This is a genomic window from Allobosea sp. 05T433 (genome assembly GCF_056396065.1).
The window spans coordinates 286395-305697 of sequence record NZ_JBFTKS010000007.1 but is presented as its reverse complement, the minus strand read 5'-3'; the positions used below and the strand labels follow the sequence as shown (position 1 = coordinate 305697).

23 protein-coding genes are annotated in these 19303 nt (G+C 65.8%); 8 read left to right on the top strand and 15 right to left on the bottom strand.

The features are described 5' to 3' along the window. Positions 1-44 precede the first annotated feature (44 nt). A complete protein-coding gene (locus AC1DGP_RS12790; RefSeq protein WP_441489871.1) occupies positions 45-563 on the top strand; it encodes a cupin domain-containing protein in 519 nt (172 codons plus the stop codon). Here AC1DGP_RS12790 and tsaA read toward each other — a convergent pair. Both tsaA and AC1DGP_RS12780 read right to left on the bottom strand, forming a co-directional pair. After that, positions 560-1054: a tRNA (N6-threonylcarbamoyladenosine(37)-N6)-methyltransferase TrmO gene (gene tsaA / locus AC1DGP_RS12785; RefSeq protein WP_441489870.1), complete on the bottom strand. Its 495-nt coding sequence runs from the start codon at positions 1052-1054 to the stop codon at positions 560-562. The two genes, AC1DGP_RS12790 and tsaA, sit on opposite strands and share 4 nt — an antisense overlap. A gap of 5 nt (positions 1055-1059) precedes the next feature. Next, positions 1060-1266, bottom strand: a complete 207-nt coding sequence (locus AC1DGP_RS12780; protein ID WP_441479394.1) for a TOBE domain-containing protein — start codon at positions 1264-1266, stop codon at positions 1060-1062. A 128-nt stretch (positions 1267-1394) separates the two neighbouring features. On the opposite strand from AC1DGP_RS12780, the gene modA reads away from it, so the two are divergent. The 4 genes from modA to AC1DGP_RS12760 all read left to right on the top strand — a co-directional run bounded on the left by modA (position 1395) and on the right by AC1DGP_RS12760 (position 4497). Continuing rightward, positions 1395-2198 carry a molybdate ABC transporter substrate-binding protein gene (gene modA, locus AC1DGP_RS12775; protein WP_441489869.1) on the top strand — a complete coding sequence of 268 codons (804 nt, stop codon included), beginning with the start codon at positions 1395-1397 and terminating at the stop codon, positions 2196-2198. Then, positions 2195-2893, top strand: a complete 699-nt coding sequence (modB, locus tag AC1DGP_RS12770) for a molybdate ABC transporter permease subunit (protein WP_441489868.1) — start codon at positions 2195-2197, stop codon at positions 2891-2893. Before modA ends, modB begins: the two co-directional genes overlap by 4 nt. Further along, positions 2890-3984: a molybdenum ABC transporter ATP-binding protein gene (modC, locus tag AC1DGP_RS12765; protein WP_476832197.1), complete on the top strand. Its 1095-nt coding sequence runs from the start codon at positions 2890-2892 to the stop codon at positions 3982-3984. The genes modB and modC overlap by 4 nt, the downstream gene beginning before the upstream one ends. Before the next feature lie 135 nt (positions 3985-4119). Then, positions 4120-4497 (top strand): winged helix-turn-helix domain-containing protein, encoded by a 378-nt coding sequence (locus tag AC1DGP_RS12760; RefSeq protein ID WP_441489866.1) that lies wholly within the window; start codon positions 4120-4122, stop codon positions 4495-4497. Between the two features lie 70 nt (positions 4498-4567). Here AC1DGP_RS12760 and AC1DGP_RS12755 read toward each other — a convergent pair whose 3' ends face one another. The 7 genes from AC1DGP_RS12755 to AC1DGP_RS12725 are packed head-to-tail and all read right to left on the bottom strand — an operon-like array spanning position 4568 to position 11223. Continuing rightward, positions 4568-5620: a polyamine ABC transporter substrate-binding protein gene (locus AC1DGP_RS12755; protein WP_069880423.1), complete on the bottom strand. Its 1053-nt coding sequence runs from the start codon at positions 5618-5620 to the stop codon at positions 4568-4570. Next, on the bottom strand, positions 5617-6813 hold the full coding sequence (locus AC1DGP_RS12750) for an NAD(P)/FAD-dependent oxidoreductase (protein WP_441505845.1): 1197 nt from the start codon (positions 6811-6813) through the stop codon (positions 5617-5619). Before AC1DGP_RS12750 ends, AC1DGP_RS12755 begins: the two co-directional genes overlap by 4 nt. Then, a complete protein-coding gene (locus AC1DGP_RS12745; protein ID WP_441505846.1) occupies positions 6810-8198 on the bottom strand; it encodes an FAD/NAD(P)-dependent oxidoreductase in 1389 nt (462 codons plus the stop codon). Before AC1DGP_RS12745 ends, AC1DGP_RS12750 begins: the two co-directional genes overlap by 4 nt. Continuing rightward, on the bottom strand, positions 8195-8485 hold the full coding sequence (locus tag AC1DGP_RS12740; RefSeq protein WP_441505847.1) for a (2Fe-2S)-binding protein: 291 nt from the start codon (positions 8483-8485) through the stop codon (positions 8195-8197). Before AC1DGP_RS12740 ends, AC1DGP_RS12745 begins: the two co-directional genes overlap by 4 nt. Positions 8486-8495: 10 nt before the next feature. Continuing rightward, the gene (locus AC1DGP_RS12735; RefSeq protein ID WP_113519132.1) at positions 8496-9290 is read right to left on the bottom strand and encodes an ABC transporter permease; all 795 of its coding nucleotides are present in this window, start codon (positions 9288-9290) and stop codon (positions 8496-8498) included. A gap of 5 nt (positions 9291-9295) precedes the next feature. Beyond that, complete coding sequence (locus AC1DGP_RS12730) at positions 9296-10153, bottom strand: ABC transporter permease (protein ID WP_069880418.1); 858 nt, start codon at positions 10151-10153, stop codon at positions 9296-9298. Further along, positions 10150-11223: an ABC transporter ATP-binding protein gene (locus AC1DGP_RS12725; RefSeq protein WP_441489862.1), complete on the bottom strand. Its 1074-nt coding sequence runs from the start codon at positions 11221-11223 to the stop codon at positions 10150-10152. The genes AC1DGP_RS12730 and AC1DGP_RS12725 overlap by 4 nt, the downstream gene beginning before the upstream one ends. Before the next feature lie 182 nt (positions 11224-11405). Here AC1DGP_RS12725 and AC1DGP_RS12720 point away from each other — a divergent pair, with 182 nt between their 5' ends. Further along, a complete protein-coding gene (locus AC1DGP_RS12720) occupies positions 11406-12233 on the top strand; it encodes an IclR family transcriptional regulator (RefSeq protein ID WP_441489861.1) in 828 nt (275 codons plus the stop codon). 19 nt (positions 12234-12252) lie between these two features. On the opposite strand, the gene AC1DGP_RS12715 is transcribed toward AC1DGP_RS12720, so the two are convergent. From AC1DGP_RS12715 to AC1DGP_RS12690, 6 genes are read right to left on the bottom strand one after another with little or no spacing between them, the layout of a single operon-like run. Then, a complete protein-coding gene (locus AC1DGP_RS12715) occupies positions 12253-13239 on the bottom strand; it encodes a TRAP transporter substrate-binding protein (protein ID WP_441489860.1) in 987 nt (328 codons plus the stop codon). Then, positions 13239-15107: a TRAP transporter large permease gene (locus AC1DGP_RS12710; RefSeq protein ID WP_441489859.1), complete on the bottom strand. Its 1869-nt coding sequence runs from the start codon at positions 15105-15107 to the stop codon at positions 13239-13241. Before AC1DGP_RS12710 ends, AC1DGP_RS12715 begins: the two co-directional genes overlap by 1 nt. Positions 15108-15125: 18 nt before the next feature. Further along, positions 15126-15440, bottom strand: coding sequence for an NIPSNAP family protein (locus AC1DGP_RS12705; RefSeq protein ID WP_043235378.1), 315 nt, complete (start codon positions 15438-15440; stop codon positions 15126-15128). A 3-nt stretch (positions 15441-15443) separates the two neighbouring features. Next, positions 15444-16574, bottom strand: a complete 1131-nt coding sequence (locus AC1DGP_RS12700) for an LLM class flavin-dependent oxidoreductase (protein ID WP_441489858.1) — start codon at positions 16572-16574, stop codon at positions 15444-15446. 29 nt (positions 16575-16603) lie between these two features. Then, positions 16604-17479: an ABC transporter substrate-binding protein gene (locus AC1DGP_RS12695; RefSeq protein WP_441489857.1), complete on the bottom strand. Its 876-nt coding sequence runs from the start codon at positions 17477-17479 to the stop codon at positions 16604-16606. Between the two features lie 9 nt (positions 17480-17488). After that, positions 17489-18091 (bottom strand): nitroreductase family protein, encoded by a 603-nt coding sequence (locus AC1DGP_RS12690; RefSeq protein WP_441489856.1) that lies wholly within the window; start codon positions 18089-18091, stop codon positions 17489-17491. 490 nt (positions 18092-18581) lie between these two features. Between AC1DGP_RS12690 and AC1DGP_RS12685 the strand changes: the two genes are divergently transcribed. Together AC1DGP_RS12685 and AC1DGP_RS12680 are read left to right on the top strand one after the other, a co-directional pair. Beyond that, positions 18582-18743 (top strand): hypothetical protein, encoded by a 162-nt coding sequence (locus AC1DGP_RS12685; RefSeq protein ID WP_441479381.1) that lies wholly within the window; start codon positions 18582-18584, stop codon positions 18741-18743. Positions 18744-18949: 206 nt separating this feature from the next. Next, positions 18950-19270 carry a hypothetical protein gene (locus AC1DGP_RS12680; protein ID WP_441505849.1) on the top strand — a complete coding sequence of 107 codons (321 nt, stop codon included), beginning with the start codon at positions 18950-18952 and terminating at the stop codon, positions 19268-19270. Positions 19271-19303 lie beyond the last annotated feature (33 nt).

The window sequence follows — 19303 nt, the reverse complement described above, 5'->3', positions numbered from 1 at the left end:
GCAGCGCCCATCGGACTAGCCTTCCCGGATGGAAGGAGCCTGCGATGGCCGAGCACGATCACCCGCATTCGCACGACCATGACGAGCCACGCTGGAAACATGACGGCGTGCGCGTCATCACCGGCGACAAGCTCGATCCCAACACCGCCCAGACGCCTGGCATGTTCCGGCAGGCTGCGATCAACCACGCCCGGGTCGGTGCGCAAAAGATCTGGGCCGGCACGGTCTCGATCCAGCCCAATGCCAAGACCGGTGTGCATCATCATGGCGAGCTGGAAAGCGTGATCTATGTCGTGCGCGGCAAGGCCCGCATGCGTTGGGGGGAGAGGCTCGAATTCGTCGCGGAGGCCGGGCCGGGCGACTTCATCTACGTGCCGCCCTTCGTGCCGCACCAGGAGATCAACGCCAATCCGGACGAGCCTCTCGAATGCGTGCTGGTGCGTTCCGACAACGAGGCCGTAGTGGTCAACATCACCGATGTCGACCCGGTCGAGGCGCCTGAAGAGGTCTATTGGATCGACCCGATCCACAAGCACCCACCGGGCGGCGGCTCCCGAGACTAACCGCCGACCTCGAAATCGCCCGGCTGAGCGGGCGCGATCGCCGTGAACAGCGTGCGGTCGGGCTTGAGGTCGAGCAGCGGCGTCCCGTCGAGACAATCGAGCCCACGGACCAGCAGCACCGGCCCCTCCCGGGCGGCCAGCGTGACGATCGAGGTGCCGATCGGATTGGGCCTGACGGGGGAGCGAAGCGCGAAAGTGCCGTGGGTCTGCCCGTCACTTGCAGGACTCTGAAGCACGAGGTCGCGTCGGGACCGGTGCAGCCAGTACAGCACCTCCAGGCGCTCGAAGCGCTCGATCCCGGCAAGCGCCGCATCCCAGGGCTCGAACAGCTCGATCCGACAGAGCGGCCCATCGATCCGCCCCTGGCGCGGGCAGGTCAACCGAGAACTCCACGGCGTCCGGATTCTGCCAATGAAGACCAGTCCGGCATCGCTCGCCACGGGCGGCGCGACCGCAACCTCGTGGTCGCGGATCTCGTTCTCGCGCACCATCGCCGTCAGTCGATCGCGACCATCACGTCGGAGGCCTTCACCACGGCGTAGGCCTGCTGCCCGACCGTGAGCTTGAGCTCGTCGACCGCTGCGTTGGTGATGGCCGAGGTCACGATCGCTCCGCCGATGTCGATGCGGACATGGGCGGTCGTCGCGCCCTTCGTGATCTCGACGATCTTTCCCTTGAGCTGATTGCGGGCGCTGATCTTCACGAGCTTTCTCCTCAGCATGTCCGGAGGGCCATCCCCTCACTCATGGTGATTGACACGGCTCTCGACGCCACGCAACGATCGCTATATTCCACGATGCACAGCGATTGCGATTTCGAGGGAACGCGACCATGACAACCCGCCGCCACGTACTCGGCCTTGCCGCAGCCTTCCTTTTCGGAATGGCCACTGTCTCTGGCAAGGCCCAGGCACAGAGCAAGGAGCTCGTCATTTTCGCGGCTGCGAGCCTCAAGAATGCGCTCGACGAGGCCGCGGCCAGCTGGGTCAAGGAAAGCGGCAAGCCGGCGCCAAAGATCTCCTACGCGGCGAGCAACGCGCTGGCCAAGCAGATCGAACAGGGCGCACCAGCCGATATCTTCATGTCGGCGGATCTCGACTGGATGGATTACGCGGCCTCGAAGAACCTGATCAAGTCTGACACCCGCGTCAGTCTGCTGGCCAACCGGATCGCGCTCATCGCCGCCAAGGATTCGGCTGCCAAGGTCGAACTGAAGCCAGGCGTCGATCTGGCCACCGTGCTCGGCTCCGGCCGGCTCGCCATGGGCAATGTCGATTCCGTGCCCGCCGGCAAATACGGCAAGGCTGCGCTCGAGAAGCTCGGCGGCTGGGACAAGATCAAGGACAAGGTGGCACAGGCCGACAACGTTCGTGCCGCCCTGCTGCTGGTCTCGCGCGGCGAGGCGCCGCTCGGCATCGTCTACACCACCGATGCCGCCGCGGACCCGCAGGTCAAGGTTGTCGCCACTTTCCCCGAGGACTCGCACCCGCCGATCATCTATCCGGTCGCGGTGACCAAGGACTCGGCCAATGCTGACGCCCAGGCCTTCCTGACCTATCTGCGCGGTCCCGCGGCAAAGGGCGCCTTCGAGAAGCAGGGCTTCACGGTGCTGAACAAGGCTGCCAGCTCTTCGTGAGCGACTGGCTGTCCCCTGAGGAGTGGACGGCGGTCAGGCTCAGCCTGCTTGTCGCAACGACGGCCACGATCGCGAGCCTGCCGATCGGCATCGCGATCGCGTTCCTGCTGGCGCGAGGCCGTTTCTGGGGCAAGTCGCTCCTGGACGCCCTCGTGCATCTGCCGCTGATCATGCCGCCTGTCGTGACCGGCTACCTGCTGCTGATCGGCTTCGGACGGCGCGGCCCGATCGGGCAGTTCCTCTATGACTGGTTCGGCATCGTCCTGTCCTTCCGCTGGACCGGTGCCGCGCTTGCCGCCGGGGTGATGGGCTTTCCGCTTATGGTGCGGGCGATCCGGCTCTCGATCGAGGCCGTCGATCGCAAGTTGGAGGATGCCGCCGGCACCCTTGGCGCCAGTCCGCTCTGGGTCTTCCTCGCCGTGACCCTGCCGCTGTGCCTGCCCGGCATCGTCGTTGGCATGATCCTGAGCTTCGCCAAGGCGATGGGCGAGTTCGGCGCAACCATCACCTTCGTCTCGAACATCCCCGGCGAGACCCAGACTCTGCCCTCGGCGATCTACACCTTCACCCAGGTGCCGGGAGGCGAGGCCGGAGCCATGCGGCTGACGCTGATCTCGATTGCCATATCCGTCATCGCACTGTTTGCCTCCGAGGCGATGGCGCGGTTTGTCGGGCGCCGGATCGCGATCGAATGACACCGGCTCTCGATGTCGCGGTTGAGCATCGGCTCGGGAACTTCCTGCTCGACGCCCGCTTCACTGCGGATGGCGGTCTGACGGCTCTCTTCGGGCGCTCCGGCTCGGGCAAGACCTCGCTGGTCAATGTCATCGGCGGCCTGATCCGCCCGACACGTGGCCGGATCGTCGTCGCCGGCGAAACCCTGGTCGATACCGACCGCGGCATCTTCGTCCCCAAACATCGCCGCCGGATCGGCTATGTCTTCCAGGAAGCGCGGCTGTTCCCGCATCTCACCGTCCGCCAGAACCTGCTCTTCGGACGCTGGTTCGCCCGGCACCACGGCCATGACGGCACCGAGATTGCAAGCGTACTCGAACTGCTCGGCATCGGCCATTTGCTGGAGCGCCGCCCCGCGGGGCTCTCCGGCGGCGAGAAGCAGCGCGTGGCGATCGGCCGAGCCCTGCTGGCAAGGCCGCGCCTGCTCTTGATGGACGAGCCGTTCGCTTCGCTTGACGAAGCACGCAAGGCCGAGATTCTGCCCTATATCGAGCGATTGCGCGACGAGATGGGCCTGCCGATCGTCTATGTCTCGCATTCGGCGGCCGAGGTCGCACGCCTTGCGACGAATCTGGTCATCGTCGACCAGGGCGCGGTCAAGGCGTCGGGCCCGACGGCCGAGGTGATGTCGCGGCTCGATGTCGCGATGCTGCCCGGGGCGCCGGAAGCGAGCGCCGTCCTCGACGCCGAAGTCACGGGTCTTGACCCTGTCCATCACCTGGCGACGCTGTCGACCCAGGCAGGCCGGCTCTTTGTCGCGCGTCCCGGTCTGCGCGCGGGAGCGCGGCTGCGCGTCCGCATCCTCGCCAGCGACGTTCTCCTCAGCCTCAACCCGCTGGAAGGCATCAGTGCACTCAATGTGCTGCCGGGTACCATTGCCGAGGTCGGCATGGGGCGCGGAACGGAGGGAGCCGCCGTCGACCTGCGCATCGATTGCAATGGCGCCATGCTCGTTGCCCGGCTGACCACGAAATCGGTGTCTCAGCTTGGGCTGAAACCGGGCAGCCCGATCTATGCGGTCATCAAAAGCGTCTCGGTCGATGCGCCCTGACGATGTCCTGCCGCATGCAATGGAGACTGGCGGTGCCATTGCGCTGTAGTTCGGCATATATGGCTATGCGGCGGGAAACGACGATGCGGGCCTGACCGAAGCCGGCTAGACTGGTTGCGCAACAAGGACGCCTGAATGCCCGAAACGCCGCCGCCCCCCGCCGTCGAACTCAGCCTCAGGCTCGACTTCTCGCCCGGCGGCCGACTCGGCCCGGGCAAGGTCGAGTTGCTCGAAGCTGTCGAGCAGACGGGCTCGATTTCTGCAGCGGGACGGGCGATGACCATGTCCTACAGGCGAGCCTGGCTATTGGTCGACGAACTCAACAGGATGTTCCGGCAACCGCTTGTGGAAGCCCAGCCCGGCGGCAGCAAGGGCGGTGGAGCGCATCTGACGCCGCTCGGACGCGAGGTCGTGGCGCATTACCGCGCTGTCGAGAGCAAGGCACTGAAGGCGGGCAATCTTCATATCGAAGCCCTGCGCGGGCTCGTCGACGAGCGGGGCGGCAAGTCCTGATCGGCAAGTCCTGAAACGAGAACGGCGCACGGTCGAACCGACCGCGCGCCGTGGAAGCCGGGCCTCAGGCTCAGCGTTCGATCATCTTGTTCCAGCGGCTGTTCCATTCCGGGCGCTTGGCGTTGATCGCATCCCAGTCCAGCGTCACTGCGGTCTTCATGTTGGCGTGGAAGGCCTTGAGCTTCTCCTCGGCCTCCGGCGTCGTGGCCTTTGCCTTGGTGTTGGAAGGCACGACATTGCCGGCAGCCAGCGCCTTGCTCTGCGCATCGGCCGAAAGCAGATAGGCCGCCAGCTTCTGTGCCAGCTCCGGCTCCGAGTTATTGGCGATGACGCATTGCGCCACCATCAGCACGACGGACCCTTCCTTCGGCTGGGCATATTCCGCCGCAATGCCCTTTTCCTTCAAGGTCGCGACCGCCGTCGGCGTCAGCGGGAAGATCGCTGCTTCGCCGGTCTGGACCATTTCCGAGATCTTGGCCGAGCTCGGGATGAACTCGAGCACGTTCTTGCCGATCAGGTCGCGGAACTTGCTGAAGCCCGGCTCGACATTGGTCTCGTTGCCGCCCTGGATACGGTTGAACATCAGGAAGGCGTGCAGACCGAAGGACGACGCCGAGGCCGACTGGAACACGACCTTGCCCTTGAACTTCGGGTCGGCGAGATCCATCCACGAAGTCGGCGCAGCCCAGCCCTTCTCGTCGAACATCTTCTTGTTATAGGCGAGCCCGGTCATGCCGAGGTCGATACCGACTGCCATGTCGTCCTTCATCCGGGTGCCCTGAGCAAGCTCGGCCAGCTCCGGACCGGGCTTCAGCTTTTCGCAGAGGCCGGCGCCGATCGCGCGCACCATGACGCCGTCATCGAGGAACATCACATGCATCTGCGGCTTGTCCTTGGCCGCAGTCGCCTTGGCCAGGATGTCCGAGGAAGTGCCCGGCACGACGACGATCTTGACGTCATTGGCCTTCTCGAACTCGGGGAAGACAGCCTGCGTGAAGGTGCGCTCGAAATTGCCGCCATTCATGCCGACATAGAGCGTCTTGGACTGCGCCATGGCGGCGCCGGAGGCGACGACGGCAAATGCGGCGACAGTGCTCGCCAGAGCGGTACGGCGGTTGATCATGAACGTGTCTCCCTTGTGTGTGGTGGCTCTGATGCTTCTCCCGCACCCGAGCCTCGGTCTGTGCGGGTCGAAATCGGAACGGGCGCGAAGCGTCCGATCGTGAACGCGTCGATGGGCGTCGTGCTGCGCCCGTCGCGGACAAGTTCGGCGAGGACCTCGCCGACGCCGGGAGCGATCTGAAAGCCGGCCCCGGTGAAGCCGAAGGCGTGGATCAGGCCGGGTGTCGTCAGGCTCGGCCCGATCACCGGGTTGCGATCGGGTATCGCTCCCTCGGTGCCGCTCCAGAAGCGGATGGCATGGGCGTGGCGCAGGCCCGGGAAGAGTTCGGCCGCGCGGTTCATGATGGCAAGCGCGCCCTCGCCGCGTGGGCGCGAGAAATCGGGATCGTCCAGGGGCAAGGCGCGTTCGCCGCCGACGACGCAATTGCCGCGCTCGACCTGCCGGGCATAGATGCCGCCGCCCTCCATGCCGATATTGGCGGTCATGATCGCCTCGAGCGGCTCGGTCACCACCATCGAGGGATAGATGCGCGCAAGCGGCACAGGCTCGCCAAATGCCGCAGCGAAGCTGTCAGCCCAGGCGCCCGCGCTGTTGATGACGAAACGCGCGCTCAGCGAGAGATCATCGCCCGCTTCCAGCGCGAAGCCCGCACCGTTGCGCGTTACGCCCTTCACCGGCGTGTTCTCCAGCACATGGACACCGACACGGCGCGCTGCGCTGGCAAAGCCGGTCGAGACCAGTCGCGGATTGGCATGGCCGTCGCCGGCGCAGAAGGAGGCGCCGAACACGTCGCCGCCGACCCAGCCGAAGCGCTCGCGCAGGCCGTTATGGCCAATCAGCTCGAGGCCGAGCCCCTGTCCGGCAACTGTCTCGGCATAGGCTTCAAGTGCAGCCATGTCGGCCTCGTCGCGCGCGAGCTTGAGGTGGCCGGAGCGCAGGAACTCGCCATCGATGCCGATCAACGCCTGCAGCCGCGGCCAGATGGCATGCGCGCGCTGAGACAGCGGCAACTGCTCGAGCGGCCGTCCCTGGCGACGCACACCGCCATAGTTTACGCCGCTCGCCTGCGCGCCACAAAAGCCCTTGTCGAGCAGCGCCACCGACATGCCCATGCCGCGCAGCGCAAGAGCCGCCGAACTGCCGACCAGGCCGCCGCCAATGATGGCGACATCGACATCAAGACGCCGGCTCATTCCGCGGCCTCCGCACCGGTCTCGGCCATCGTCAACGCGAGGGGGATCGGCTTGACCGGCGCCTGGCTCCGCAGCCGGCCGACAGCGTCGATTCCCCGGCCCGTCTCTCCGGCGAGAAGCTCGGCCGCCACGCTGCCGCAGATCCGCCCCTGGCAACGGCCCATGCCGATCCGGCTGACGGCCTTCAGCCGATTGAGCTCGCTGATCTCGAAATGACCGACCGCGCGGCGAACCTCGCCAGCGCTGATCTCTTCGCAGCGGCAGACGGGGGTCTCGTCGGCAATGTCCTTCGCCCAATGCGCCGGGAACGGGAACGCGGCTTCGAGGACATTGCGGAAGCGGCCGATGCGGGAAAGCGCGCGCCCAATGGCCTCGGCGCGCTCCGGGTCATGCGGCAAGCCGCGATCCTCGAGCAGGGCTAGCCCGGCGCGCTCGCCCGCGAGTTCCGCCGCATCGGCACCCGCAATGGCAGCCCCGTCACCCGCGAGATAGACGCCTGGCACGCTGCCACGACCGGCCGCATCGCGTTCAGGGAGCCAGGCACGGTCACGCTCGTCGAACCCGAAGCGGCAACCGGCGAGATCGGCGAGCTGGGTTTCCGAGCGCAGCGCCAGGCCGTAGCCGATGCCATCGCAGGAGAGCCTCCGCGAGCGCGTGCCCTGGCGCCACAGGATCGCCTCGACGCGCCTGTCCCCTTCGACGCGGACATCCTCCACGCCATAATGCAGCGCGACGCCGCGCAGCCTGAGTTCGGCCGTCATCCGCATGCCGCGCAAGATGACCGCAGGTTCGAGCGCAAGGCCGCGCAGCAGGTTGAGCTTCGCGTTGAAGGGAGCGGTATCCAGCACCGCGGCGACGTCGACGCCAGCCTTCAGATACTGCCAGGCGACGAGATAGAGCAGCGGCCCGGAGCCGAGGAAGACGACGCGCGAGCCAATGGCGCAGCCTTGCGCCTTCAGTGCGATCTGGGCACCACCGAGGGTGAAGACGCCCGGCAGGGTCCAGCCCGGAATCGGCAGGATGCGATCGGTCGCCCCGGTTGCCAGGATCAACCCATCATAGGCGATCTGCCGGTTGGTTCCTGCCACTGCGATATCGGCCTGGCCGTCCCGCAGGTTCCAGAGCAGCGCCTGCGGCCAGTAGTCGAGCCGTCCGGCAAGGGCGGCGAAATCGCTGTGCAGCCGCTCGGCCTTCGACGCTTCGGAGCCATAGAGCGCCGCGCTGCTGCGTTCGTCGGCAACCAGCCTCTGGCGATAGATCTGACCGCCGCAGGCGGGCGCCTCGTCGACGACGAGCGGTCGCAGGCCAGCCTTGACCAGTGCCTCGGCGGCCCGGACGCCGGCGGGCCCGGCGCCAACGATCAGCGGTTGCGCACGCGCCGTCACGCCACCCTCCCCTTGGCTGTCACGATCCGCATGCCGGCGGCGAGCGCCGTGGTGCAGGCGCGCAGGCGTGCCCCGCCTTCGAGACGGACCCAGCAATCCTGGCAGGCGCCCATCTGGCAGAAGCCGGCGCGCGGCGAAGCCGAGAACTCGCTCACCCGCAGCACCTCGCTGCGATTGAGGATGGCGGTCAGCACGGTGTCTCCGGCCCGCCCCTCGCAAGGCTCGCCGTCGAGAATGAAGGCGATGACCGGGTGGCTTTTGCGTGCGATGCGGTGAAGCAATGGCATCGGTCCGCGCTCACTTCTGTCCGACGAGGATCTTGTCGAGCCCGAACGCGCGGTCGAGCACCAGCATCGCGCCGGCCGTCAGCGCGATCATCAGCGCCGAGACCGCCGCCATCATCGGGTCGATGGATTCGGTCGCGTACATGTACATACGGACCGGCAAGGTCACGGTCGCCGGCGAGGTGACGAAGATCGACATCGTCAGCTCGTCGAAGCTGTTGATGAAGGCGAGCAGCCAGCCGCCGGTGATGCCCGGCAGGATCATCGGCGCGGTGACGCGGCGGAATACCGTCCAGTGCGAGGCGCCGAGCGTCATCGCCGCCTGCTCGGCACTGCGATCCATGCCCGAGAGCGCCGCAAGGACCAGCCGCAGCACATAGGGCGTGACGATGATGACATGGCTGACCACCAGCCAGGTGAAGCTTCCGGTCGCGCCGATCAGGGCGAAGAGCCGCAGGAAGGCCACGCCCAGGACGAGATGCGGGATGATCAGCGGCGACAGGAAGAGCGCGTTCAGCCCATCACGGCCGGGAAAGTCGTAGCGGTCGATGGCGAGCCCGGCCGGCACGGCGAGTGCGATCGCGATCGTTGCCGACAGTGTCGCGAGCCACAGGCTGTTGACGAAGGAGGCGACGAAATCCGGGTGCACGAAGATCTCGCGGAACCAGCGCAGCGAGAAGCTGGTGGTCGGGATCGAGAGCGTGTTCTCGGGCGTGAAAGCGACGAGGCAGATGACCAGCAGCGGCGCCAGCACGAAGGCGACGACGAGCGTGTGGAAGGCGAGCGCGATCGGACCATTTTTCTGCATGGCGCTTATCCCAGGGTCCGGCGGGCGCGGGCTTCGACCATGCGGTTATAGGCCAGCATGATGATGAGGTTCGCGACGAGCACGATGATCGCGATCGTGGCGCCGAGCGGCCAGTTCAGCTCATGCATGAACTCGTCATAGACGAGCGTCGCCGCCATCTTGAGCCGGCGGCCACCAAGCAGGCCGGGGATCGCGAAGGCGCTGGCCGAGAGCCCGAAGACGATCAGGCTGCCAGATAGCATGCCCATGCTGACCTGCGGCATCACCACCCGGCGCAGCGCGGTGAAACGCGAGGCGCCAAGCGTCCAGGCGGCAGCCTCGACGGAAGGATCGAGCTTCTGCAGCGAAGTCCAGACCGGGATGACCATGAAGGGCAGCATGACGTGGACAAGCGCGATCACGATCGCCGTCTCGGTGTAGAGCAGCTTCACGGTGCCAAGCCCAAGCGCCTGGAGTGCCTGGTTCACCAGTCCGGTCGAGCCAAGCAGCATGCTCCAGCCAAAGGCACGCACCACCACCGAGACGAGCAGCGGCCCGATGATCACCAGCAGGAAGACGGAGCGCCAGGGATCGCGCATCCGCGCCAGGATATAGGCCTCGGGCACACCGATCAGCGCGCAGAGCAGTGTCGTCAGAGCAGCCACGCGCAGCGTCCGCAAGAAGATACCGAGATAATAATCGTCCGTGACCACCGCGAGGTAGTGGGCGAACGTGAATTCGTTCTTGATGCCCGTGCCGTGGTCATAGACGTGGAATGACAAAATCACCGTCAGCACCAGCGGGACGATGACCAGAGCCAGGAACAGCAGGGCGCCGGGCGAGACCAGCAGCCAGGGCGTCAGCGCCGAGCGGGCCCGACTCATGCCGCGGCTCCGGTCGTAGCGGTAACGGCCTCGACCCGCAGGCTCGCAGGCGTCCAGTCCAGTGCAACGGCATCGCCCTCGCCTGCCGGCTCTTCGCCATGGTTGGGAACCGAGACAGAGAGCGCTCCAACCGGCGTCTCGACGGTGAAGAGCCAGTAGCTACCGAGGAAGAAGCGATTGACGATGGTACCGTCGAGCCGGCCCTGGCCCTGCGACCGCAGCAGGATCTTTTCAGGACGCAGCGAGAGCGCGACCGTCTGGCCGTCCGGGAAGCTCGCCTGCTCGCAAGGCAGGGACACGCCGTTGATCTGCGGTGTTCCGGCGGGGCCGTGCCCTCGCCAGATGCCGTCCAGCCGGTTCATCTTGCCGACGAAGGAGGAGATGAAAGCCGTAGCCGGGCGCTCATAGAGCCGGTAGGGCGCATCGATCTGGGTCATGCGACCCTGCTCCATCACGACCACCCGATCGCTGATCGACAAGGCTTCCGCCTGGTCATGCGTGACCATGATCGTCGTCGTGCCGACGCTCTGCTGGATCCGGCGCAGTTCGAACTGCATTTCCTCGCGCAGCTTGGCGTCGAGATTGGAAAGCGGCTCGTCGAGCAGCAGCACCGGGGGCACGATCACCAGTGCACGCGCGATCGCGACGCGCTGGCGCTGGCCGCCCGAAAGCTGGCGCGGATATCGGTCGGCAAGCTGGGCCAGATGCACCAGCCCGAGCATCGTCTTGACGCGCTCGTCGCGCTCGGCGCGGGCGACCTTGCGCATCTCCAGGCCGAAGGCGACGTTCTGCGCCACGGTCATGTGCGGAAACAGTGCATAGCTCTGGAAGACGATGCCGAGACCGCGCGTGTTCGGCTTCTCACGGGTGATGTCGCGCCCGTCGAGAGCGATCTTTCCGCCTGTCGGTTCGACGAGGCCGGCGATCATCTGAAGCGTCGTGGTCTTGCCGCAGCCGGACGGACCGAGCAGCGAAACGAACTCGCCCTTGGCGACGCTGAGGTCGACATCGCGCACCGCGGCGTGATCGCCATAGACCTTGCTCAGCGACGCCAGCGTCAGGAAGCCCATCTCCACCTCGCCTGGTAGACACCCCGGGAGCATCGAACGGGGCGCCGATCTGCAACGGCGCAAGGAGGCGGCAGGGGCACGAATTCGTCAATTTATAATTTCATAGAAGAGAATTTCATTTGACTTAATTTCGACATATGGAATTTTCTAAAGGACATCGAAATGCAAATTCGGACAACCGAATGAACGATTCAGCCGAAGCGACATCGAGCCTGCGTCGCGCGCTCGGTCTCCTGCGCATCCTCGCGGCAGCGGATCCGGCCGGTATACGCCTGAAGGACCTCTCCGAGGCGGCAGGCTGCAGCCAGCCGACGGCGCATCGCGCCTTGCAGGACCTKATCGCGGAAGGTTTCGCCGAGCAGGTCACCGGTGGGAAGCGTTACCGGCTGGCCCTGGACTTCTTCGTGCTGGCGGCCCGCGCCGGCCAGGCCAGCGGATTGCGCGATCTTGCACGGCCGGTACTGCTGCGCCTCTCGGCGACGCTGCACGACACCATCTTCCTGCTGGTCCGCAACGGCTACGATGCTGTCTGTCTCGATCGGGTCGAAGGCCCCTTCCCGATCCGGTCCTTCACGGGCGATATCGGCGGCAAGGTGCCGCTCGGCATTGGACAGGGCAGCCTCGCCATTCTCGCGCATCTTCCCGAGGACGAACGCGAGGCCGTGATCCGCTTCAATATCCCGCGTCTGCTCGATCGCGGCTTTCTGGACGAGGCCGGCCTGCGCATCGCGCTGGCCGAGGCACGCGAGCTGGGCTGGGTCAGCCTCAATACCGGGCTGATCCCGGGCATGGCCGGCCTCGGCGTGCCGGTCTTCGATGCAGAAGGCCGCGCCGTCGCGGCGCTCAGCATCGGCACTCTGGCGGAGCGCCTCAGCGACGAGCGGGGCCCGAATGTCGCGCGGATTCTCCAGCGGGAGGCCGCGACGCTCGGCGCGAGCCTCAATCCGTTCGATGTTTCGCTGCGCTATCCCTCACGCAGCCTCAGCAGCACGGCCCGCCAGTATCCCTGAGAAAGCGAGGCGGGCGCGATCACTCCACCTTGGCGATCGCTTCGATCTTCTCGATGCCGCCGAGCTTCGGGGCGAATGAGATCCAGACCTTGCGGGCACCGGCCTCCCAGCCTGGACGATCCTCCGGTTGGACGAGCTTGCCCCCCTCGGATTGCGCCTTGGCCATCGATGCCTCCTCGTCGGCAAGGATGAGGTCATCGAAATAGGACGTGCCTTCGGCTGCCGCCTCGGACAGCGCCTTGCGATCCTCCGCCGTAAGCCCCTTCCAGAAGGACGCCGAGACATAGACGACGCCGCTCGCCCAGATATGCCCGGTCTCGATCAGATAGGGCACGACCTCGTGCAGCTTGAAGCCGACATAGGCCGATTTGGTGAGGTCCATGGCATCGACGACGCCGGTTTTCAGCGCGTTATAGGTTTCGGGGATCGGAATCGGCGTCGGATAGGCGCCGAGTCCCGACCAGAGCTCGGTATGAAGCGGGCTCTGGATTACGCGGATGCGCTTGCCCTTGACCGATTCAGGCGTCGTCAACGGCTCCTTCGCCAACAGGTGGCGCGCGCCGTAATTGATGAAGCCGAGCACGACAAAACCCTGCGCCTCGTATTTCGCCTTGAGTTCGGCGCCAAGCGCACCATCAAGCACGCGCTTGAGATGGCCACGATCGCGGAACAGGAAGGGCAGATCGAGGATCTGGCCGTCCGGCACCCAGGAGGAGAGCGCCGAGATCGTCGAAAGCGAGGCCTGGACCGAACCGAGCCTGATCCCTTCCGCGACCTCCTTCTCGCCGCCGAGTGCCGCGTTGCCGACGATGCGCAGATCGAAGCGGCCGGGCGCGGTCCTGTTCAGCGTCTCCGCGATCCTGCGCCAGATCTTCGTCTCTGGCTTGTCCTCGCCGAAGAGCGAGGCGACGGTCACCGGCCGGCCAGCGGCATGGACCGCACGAGCCGAGAGGAGCGCGGGCGCGGCAAGCAGGCCTGCGGCGACTTGGCGGCGGGTCAACGACATCAGAAGAACTCCTTGATGGAAAGCGGGAGCGACGGCCAGACGGCTGCACCGAGCGAGAGAACGGCGAGCGCCACCAGCAGCGAGCCGAGCAAGGGCAGCACAGCGCGGAAGACCGAGCCCGCGGGAATGCGCAAGATGCCGCTGACGACATAGACGAGGATGCCGAGCGGCGGCGTCAGCCCGTGGATCATCAGGTTGACGACGAGGATGACGCCGAACTGGATCGGGTCCAGTCCGGCCGCGACGGCGACCGGCAACAGCAGCGGACCGAGCAGCAGGATCGCAGCGCCGATATCGAGGAAGAGCCCCGCCGCCAGCAGCACGAGATTGGCGAGCAGGATCACCGCATAGGGACCGGCGCCGAGAGCGGTCACCAGGGCTGCCATCTGGTCCGAGACCCGGTCGACCGCGAGCATGAAGGCAAACGGCGCGGAGGCTCCGATGAGCAGGCCGACGGCCGCTGCCTCCGTCGCCGATTTCCGCAAGGCGGCGAAGACGGTGCGACCATTCAAGCTCCGTAGCGCGAGGCAGGTCACCAACGAATAGGCCACCGCGAGCGCAGACGCTTCCGTCACGGTCACCACGCCGAAGCGGATGCCGACCACCACGACGATCCCGAGTCCGATCGCGGGCAGCGCCCCGACAAAGCTTCGCACGCGCTCGACACCGGTCGCCTTCGGCGCAGCGTCGACGACATTGCGCACGCTGAGATGAATGCCGATGGCGAGAGCCAGCGCCAACACCCCACCAGCGATAAAACCGCCAACCAGAAGCGAGCCGACCGAAAGGTTTGTCGCAGTCGCCAGCAGCAGGAACGCGATCGAGGGCGGGATGATATTGTCCAGCATCGAGACGCCGGCGACGATCGCGCCAGCCTGCGCCGGCGGATAACCACGGGCGATCAGCGTCGGCGCCATCACCTTGGCCCCGAAGGCGGCATTCGCCACCGAAGAACCCGACGCCCCTGAGAACAGGACGCTCGCGACGAGCGCCGTCTGGGCGAGGCCCGCCCGCAGGTGCCCGACGAGCGCGCCGGCAAAGCGCACGAGCCGTTCCGCAAGGCCGCCTTCGGTCAGCAACTCGCCCGCTAACAGGAAAAAGGGCACCGCGAGCAGCAGGAACTTGCTGATCCCGGAGACCGTGTTCTGCACGATCGCTGGCTCGGGAAGCAGCCCGCCAAAGGCCCCTGTCAGCGAGACGCCGGCCAGCAGCGCGAATGGCAGAGGCGCGCCCAGGATCAGGCCAAGCCCGGCAAATCCGGCGGCGATGAGGCTCGGTGGCTCGACGAAGAGCCCGGTGACCTGCTGCGCCAGCAGGTAGGAGCCGGTCCCGACCGCAAGCGAAAGCGCTGCCGAGAGCCAGGAGCGGTCCAAAGCAGCGCGAGCCAGAACGACCAGCAGCGTCAGTCCGCCCCCGATCGCGAAGACGCCGAAGCGCAGCGACTCCGGCAAGCCCAGCACGGTCGAGACGCCGCCGACCTGCGCCGCGACCCCGGCGCCGCCAAGCGCGAGCACGAGTGAGCCATGCACGGCAAAACCATCGGCCAGGATCGCCGCCCCTCGCTGTCCCGAGGCCGGCAACAGCCTGACGATGACATCGAGCCGCATGGCAAGCGCGCTGGTCGCGGCAAGCGGCGCTCCGATGGCGATCAGCGCGGCATGAAGCCAGATCGCCAACTCGTCCGACCAGACGAAGCCGCCGCCGAAGACATACCGACGAATGACAGCCGCAATGACCACGCTGAACAGGATCGCGAGCAACGCCGCGCCCGCAATCTCGAGGACCGAGACGAGGCGCGACAGCGCGCGCGCGGCAGGGCGACGCAAAAGCCCGGGCGTTTCCGCCCTCACATCAGCCAAGGTTGTCATCACGCGTTCGCCAGGAGCTTAGCGCAGGGGCGAAAAGGCGGTCGGCCGCAGGATACGGCTTCGCATCTCGAGAACATAGGGCGCAGCCTTGGCGCGAAAGGCCTGCCAGGCAGGGTCGGCTTCCATTGCGGCACGCCGACGTTCGCGGTCGCCGGCATCCTCGAAGCGCCACATATGCACGACCTCGTTGACCACGCCGGTATCGGTGGTGAACCAGCCGATCAGATGGCCGAGATGCGAGACCTGCAGTTCCATGCCTTCGCGGACATAGAGGTCGAGATAATCGCGCACATGGGCGGGCTTGATGGCATAGGTGCGTTCGTCGAGGATCATGACTTAGCCTGCGGCTTTCGCTGAGAGGTCGCGGTCGAACAGGTTGGACCAGGTGAAGGCCGAGCCCGCCCGGGGAGTTCTTGCCACGTCGAGATGCGGCAAGACCAGTTCGGCGAAGCGGTAGGCTTCCTCGAGCAGCGGCATGCCGGACAGAATGAAGGTCTCGATGCCCGCCGCCTGATAGGCGCGCAACGTCCGGATCACGGTCTCGGGCGAGCCGACGATTGCAGTGCCGGGCCCGGGACGCACGAGCCCCAACCCAGCCCAAAGTCCTGGCGCAATCTCGAGGTCACGCGCGAATTTGGGCTTCAACCCGCCATGCAGTGCCGTCATCTTCTGTTGCCCGACTGAATCCGTGCCGGCCACGAAACGGGCATTGGCCGCGATGGCGGCGTCGTCCATCTGATCATGGAGATCCTGAGCCGCCGCCCAGGCCTCCTCGTCGGTCTCGCGGACGACCACATAGAGCCGGATGCCATAGTTCAACTCGCGGCCATGGGCCGCGGCGCGCGCCCGCACATGCCCGACCTTTGCAGCCATCTCGTCCGGGGTTTCGCCCCAGGACAGATAGGTATCGACATGCTTGGCAGCGACCTCGATCGCAGCCTCGGAAGAGCCCCCGAACCAGAGATCGGGCTGCACGATCGGATCAGCACCCGAGAGAGCGAGCTTGGCCTCGATCGTCTCGACATGGCGTCCCTTGAAGGTCACCGTTTCGCCGGCGAGGATGCGCCGGAACACAGTGAGATATTCGTCGGCCATCACGTAGCGCTCGTCATGGGGCAGCAGCATGCCATAGGCGCCGAGCATCTTGGCGTCGCCCGAGACGATGTTGAGCAGCAACCGCCCCTTGGAGAATTCCTGGAAGGTCGCGGCCATCTTGGCCAGCAGCACCGGCGGGATCAGCCCGGGGTGGATCGCCGTCAGGAAGCGCATTCGCTCGGTGAAGGGCAGCAGCGATGCGCCGAGAACCCAGACGTCATGCGCACCGGTCGCCAGCAGCGCGCCAGTGAAGCCGAGATGATCATAGGCCCGCGCCAATTGCTGCAGATAGGCATGATCCATCTTGCGGGCGCCGTCCTTCTTCCAGGGATAGCGGCCGTCAGGGGCGGTCAGATACCAGAGCACATTCATAGGCTTTGTCTCATGATTTGCAGTGATGCTTAAGCCGAAGCGGCGGCGTCTTCGAACCGGGAGAGGCCGAGCGCTCGCCGAAGAATGCCATGGCGGACGAGGCAGGCGGCCTCCTGCTCCTGTTCGGCCAGAACGGCGGCGTCGATCGCAGAGATGCGCCAATCGCGCGAGCGCAGAACGGCGAGCCATTGCGCTTCATCGACATCCCCCGATGCCGAGAGCTGGCGAGCAGCCGCTTCTGCATGGTCCTCAACGAAGCTCGCGATGCGCGCGATGTGCTTGTGGAAGGCGGCGATCTGGTTCGGCCGCCGATCGAGGACCGGACGATGCGTCCAGAACAGAGAGCGATTTGGGATGACGCCTCGCGTATCCGCCATGGCGACAAGCCCGCCTCGATCCAGCTCCACAGGCAGGTGAGGATCCATCGCGATCCAGGCCGCGACCTCGCCCTGCCGCAGAGCCCTTGCCGAAGCCACTGGCGAAAGATCGATGCGGTTGAAATCCGCAAGGCCCAGGCCAGCCCGTTCGGCGAGATGCGCCAGCAGATAGGTATGGAACGAGCCCTCGACGAGGGCGATCCGGCAGCCTTTGAGGCCTGCCAATGCGACCTCAGCCTCGTCCTTCCGCCTCAGGATGGCACCATTGGCCGGGCGCGGTTGAGAGGCCGCGAGATAGACCACCTCGAGCCCCAGATCCTGCGCGGTCAGCGGGGGCGTCGAGCCGGTGCCGCCGAGTTCGATCTCGCCGCCGGCGAGCAGTTCTCCGGTCGCGCGGCCATCGGCATAGTCGACGAACGCCCAGCGCTGATCGCCCTCCCTCTCCGCGAGCAGCCGCGCAAGGCGCAGATGCAGGTTGTTGGCATGGACCCCGACGCGAAGGCGGCCAGGCGAATGAAGACCGCTCATCTCGTCCCCTCAGCCAGCCGGGAAGGCGCCTTCGAAGACACTGGCCGAAAGCGGATTGCGCTGGCTCGGAACCTCGCGGGCCTGCAGTGCCTCGGGCAATTGCGCCTTGTCGCCCACCTTGCCGATGGCGACGGCCGCCTCGACCCGATAGCCGCCGGGAACATTCAACTCCACCGCAGCCCGCTCAAGATCGAGCCCCGCCATGCCATGCGCCTGCCAACCCGAGCGGGTCGCCTGCAATGCGAGATGGGCCCAGGCCGCACCGGCATCGAAGGAATGAGTGTGGGAGGCGATTTCCTCGACCTTGCCCGGAACGGCAAGCGTCGACTTCGAGACGATCACGACGAGTGCCGCCGAGTCCTTGGCCCATGACGCATTGAACGCATTCAGCAGGCCTAGCAGCCGATGCCAATGGGCGGAGGCACGCCGGGCATAGATGAAACGCCAGGGCTGGGAATTGTACGAGGATGGCGCCCAGCGCGCGGCTTCGAACAGAGAGAGCAACTCGGCTTCGCTGATCTCATCGTCACTGAATGCACGAGGCGACCAGCGTTCGAGAAAGAGTGGATCGATCGCATGGTCAGCGGCGCGGTCATTGGCAGTCGTCGGCATGATCCGGATGTCCGTGAGGCAGTATTGAGAAGTATGACACCAAAGCACTGAGGCAGGTTCGCCGCAGAATTGCGAACGTTCGGGCAGGGAACGTCCGCGATAACGCTCTCACGACTGGCCGAGCGAGCCTTCGCCGCTTACGAAGACCGCCTGATATCGTGCAGAAAGCATCGAGCTTGGACCGGCCCCGGTCAATAGAATTGTCTGTTTAAACGAACGATCGATTTGGAAGATTCTTTACGAACAGCCTCTAGATACGAGCAACCAATTCTCCATTGCCGTTTGCCGTTGGGGAATGCAGCCCAAAAACCCAAATCTGCCGCACGATCACCGCACAAGAATCCGTCATGCCGAACGAACGTGAACTTGCCCTTCCTTCCTCTGACGCTCCGCCCGGGTTCTTCTCCGGCCGCCGCGAGAAAAATTCCGACAGCAGGCGGAACCTTTGCGTCGCTGCGGCGTTTGCGGCGAAATGCGGGAGGTTGCGGTCATGAATGGCGTGGTGTTCGCCTCGGCAGTCGTCCTTTGCGGAGGCATCGTTTCGGTCCTCACCGGGAGTATTCCCACCCACGGATTTTTCGCTGAGTTTGTCTGGTCAGGGCTAGCCTTGGCTGGGCTGATCACCATCGCAGGCATCGAAGCCTCGAGCTGAATTCTTGTCTGCTCTTTGGTGTGAAAGGCGCCCTTCGTTACGAAGGCTCGCGCTGCATCCTGCTTGCTGCTTCGCCCCGGCCAGAGTTGAGCGTAGGATCGTCTGCGCTGTCCGAGCCTTGCCACCAGGCATAGGCGGGTTTTGACCAGACTTGAGGTGGCGGCCGCCGCCGGCCTCGCAGCCCACGGTCCAGATGGGAGTTCGCGATGAATACAGCCAACCTGCAGCTAGAAGGCCTGCTTGTCGCCGTAGCCGAACTCACGCGCCTGCTGGTTCGCAAGGGACTTGTCGAGGAAGCCGAGGTCGAGTGGGCGCTGGACCGTGCGGAAACGAGCCTCCGCTCCGACCACAGACGCATGGGCCAACTCCGGGAGAGCAATGCCGACGCCGTCACATTCCCCGTGCGCTTTCTGAGCGCCGCCTTGAGGAATACCGGGGACTCCCCGCTCTCCTTCTCGGAACTGGCGTGTCATGTCGGGCAGTCGAAGCCGGCCCGGGTGCCGCAGCCTCCTCACCCTGCATCCTGACATCGGCTTCGACTTCAAATCTCCACCACCGCA

Coding starts and splice junctions, on each gene's coding strand:
- AC1DGP_RS12755 (WP_069880423.1), bottom strand. CDS start 5,620: ATGATCAACCGCCGTACCGCTCTGGCGAGCACTGTCGCCGCATTTGCC.
- AC1DGP_RS12730 (WP_069880418.1), bottom strand. CDS start 10,153: ATGAGTCGGGCCCGCTCGGCGCTGACGCCCTGGCTGCTGGTCTCGCCC.
- AC1DGP_RS12715 (WP_441489860.1), bottom strand. CDS start 13,239: ATGTCGTTGACCCGCCGCCAAGTCGCCGCAGGCCTGCTTGCCGCGCCC.
- AC1DGP_RS12760 (WP_441489866.1), top strand. CDS start 4,120: ATGCCCGAAACGCCGCCGCCCCCCGCCGTCGAACTCAGCCTCAGGCTC.
- AC1DGP_RS12705 (WP_043235378.1), bottom strand. CDS start 15,440: ATGATCCTCGACGAACGCACCTATGCCATCAAGCCCGCCCATGTGCGC.
- AC1DGP_RS12725 (WP_441489862.1), bottom strand. CDS start 11,223: ATGGGCTTCCTGACGCTGGCGTCGCTGAGCAAGGTCTATGGCGATCAC.
- AC1DGP_RS12685 (WP_441479381.1), top strand. CDS start 18,582: ATGAATGGCGTGGTGTTCGCCTCGGCAGTCGTCCTTTGCGGAGGCATC.
- AC1DGP_RS12790 (WP_441489871.1), top strand. CDS start 45: ATGGCCGAGCACGATCACCCGCATTCGCACGACCATGACGAGCCACGC.
- AC1DGP_RS12680 (WP_441505849.1), top strand. CDS start 18,950: ATGAATACAGCCAACCTGCAGCTAGAAGGCCTGCTTGTCGCCGTAGCC.
- AC1DGP_RS12690 (WP_441489856.1), bottom strand. CDS start 18,091: ATGCCGACGACTGCCAATGACCGCGCCGCTGACCATGCGATCGATCCA.
- modC (WP_476832197.1), top strand. CDS start 2,890: ATGACACCGGCTCTCGATGTCGCGGTTGAGCATCGGCTCGGGAACTTC.
- AC1DGP_RS12700 (WP_441489858.1), bottom strand. CDS start 16,574: ATGAATGTGCTCTGGTATCTGACCGCCCCTGACGGCCGCTATCCCTGG.
- AC1DGP_RS12710 (WP_441489859.1), bottom strand. CDS start 15,107: ATGACAACCTTGGCTGATGTGAGGGCGGAAACGCCCGGGCTTTTGCGT.
- AC1DGP_RS12735 (WP_113519132.1), bottom strand. CDS start 9,290: ATGCAGAAAAATGGTCCGATCGCGCTCGCCTTCCACACGCTCGTCGTC.
- AC1DGP_RS12750 (WP_441505845.1), bottom strand. CDS start 6,813: ATGAGCCGGCGTCTTGATGTCGATGTCGCCATCATTGGCGGCGGCCTG.
- modA (WP_441489869.1), top strand. CDS start 1,395: ATGACAACCCGCCGCCACGTACTCGGCCTTGCCGCAGCCTTCCTTTTC.
- AC1DGP_RS12695 (WP_441489857.1), bottom strand. CDS start 17,479: ATGAGCGGTCTTCATTCGCCTGGCCGCCTTCGCGTCGGGGTCCATGCC.
- tsaA (WP_441489870.1), bottom strand. CDS start 1,054: ATGGTGCGCGAGAACGAGATCCGCGACCACGAGGTTGCGGTCGCGCCG.
- AC1DGP_RS12740 (WP_441505847.1), bottom strand. CDS start 8,485: ATGCCATTGCTTCACCGCATCGCACGCAAAAGCCACCCGGTCATCGCC.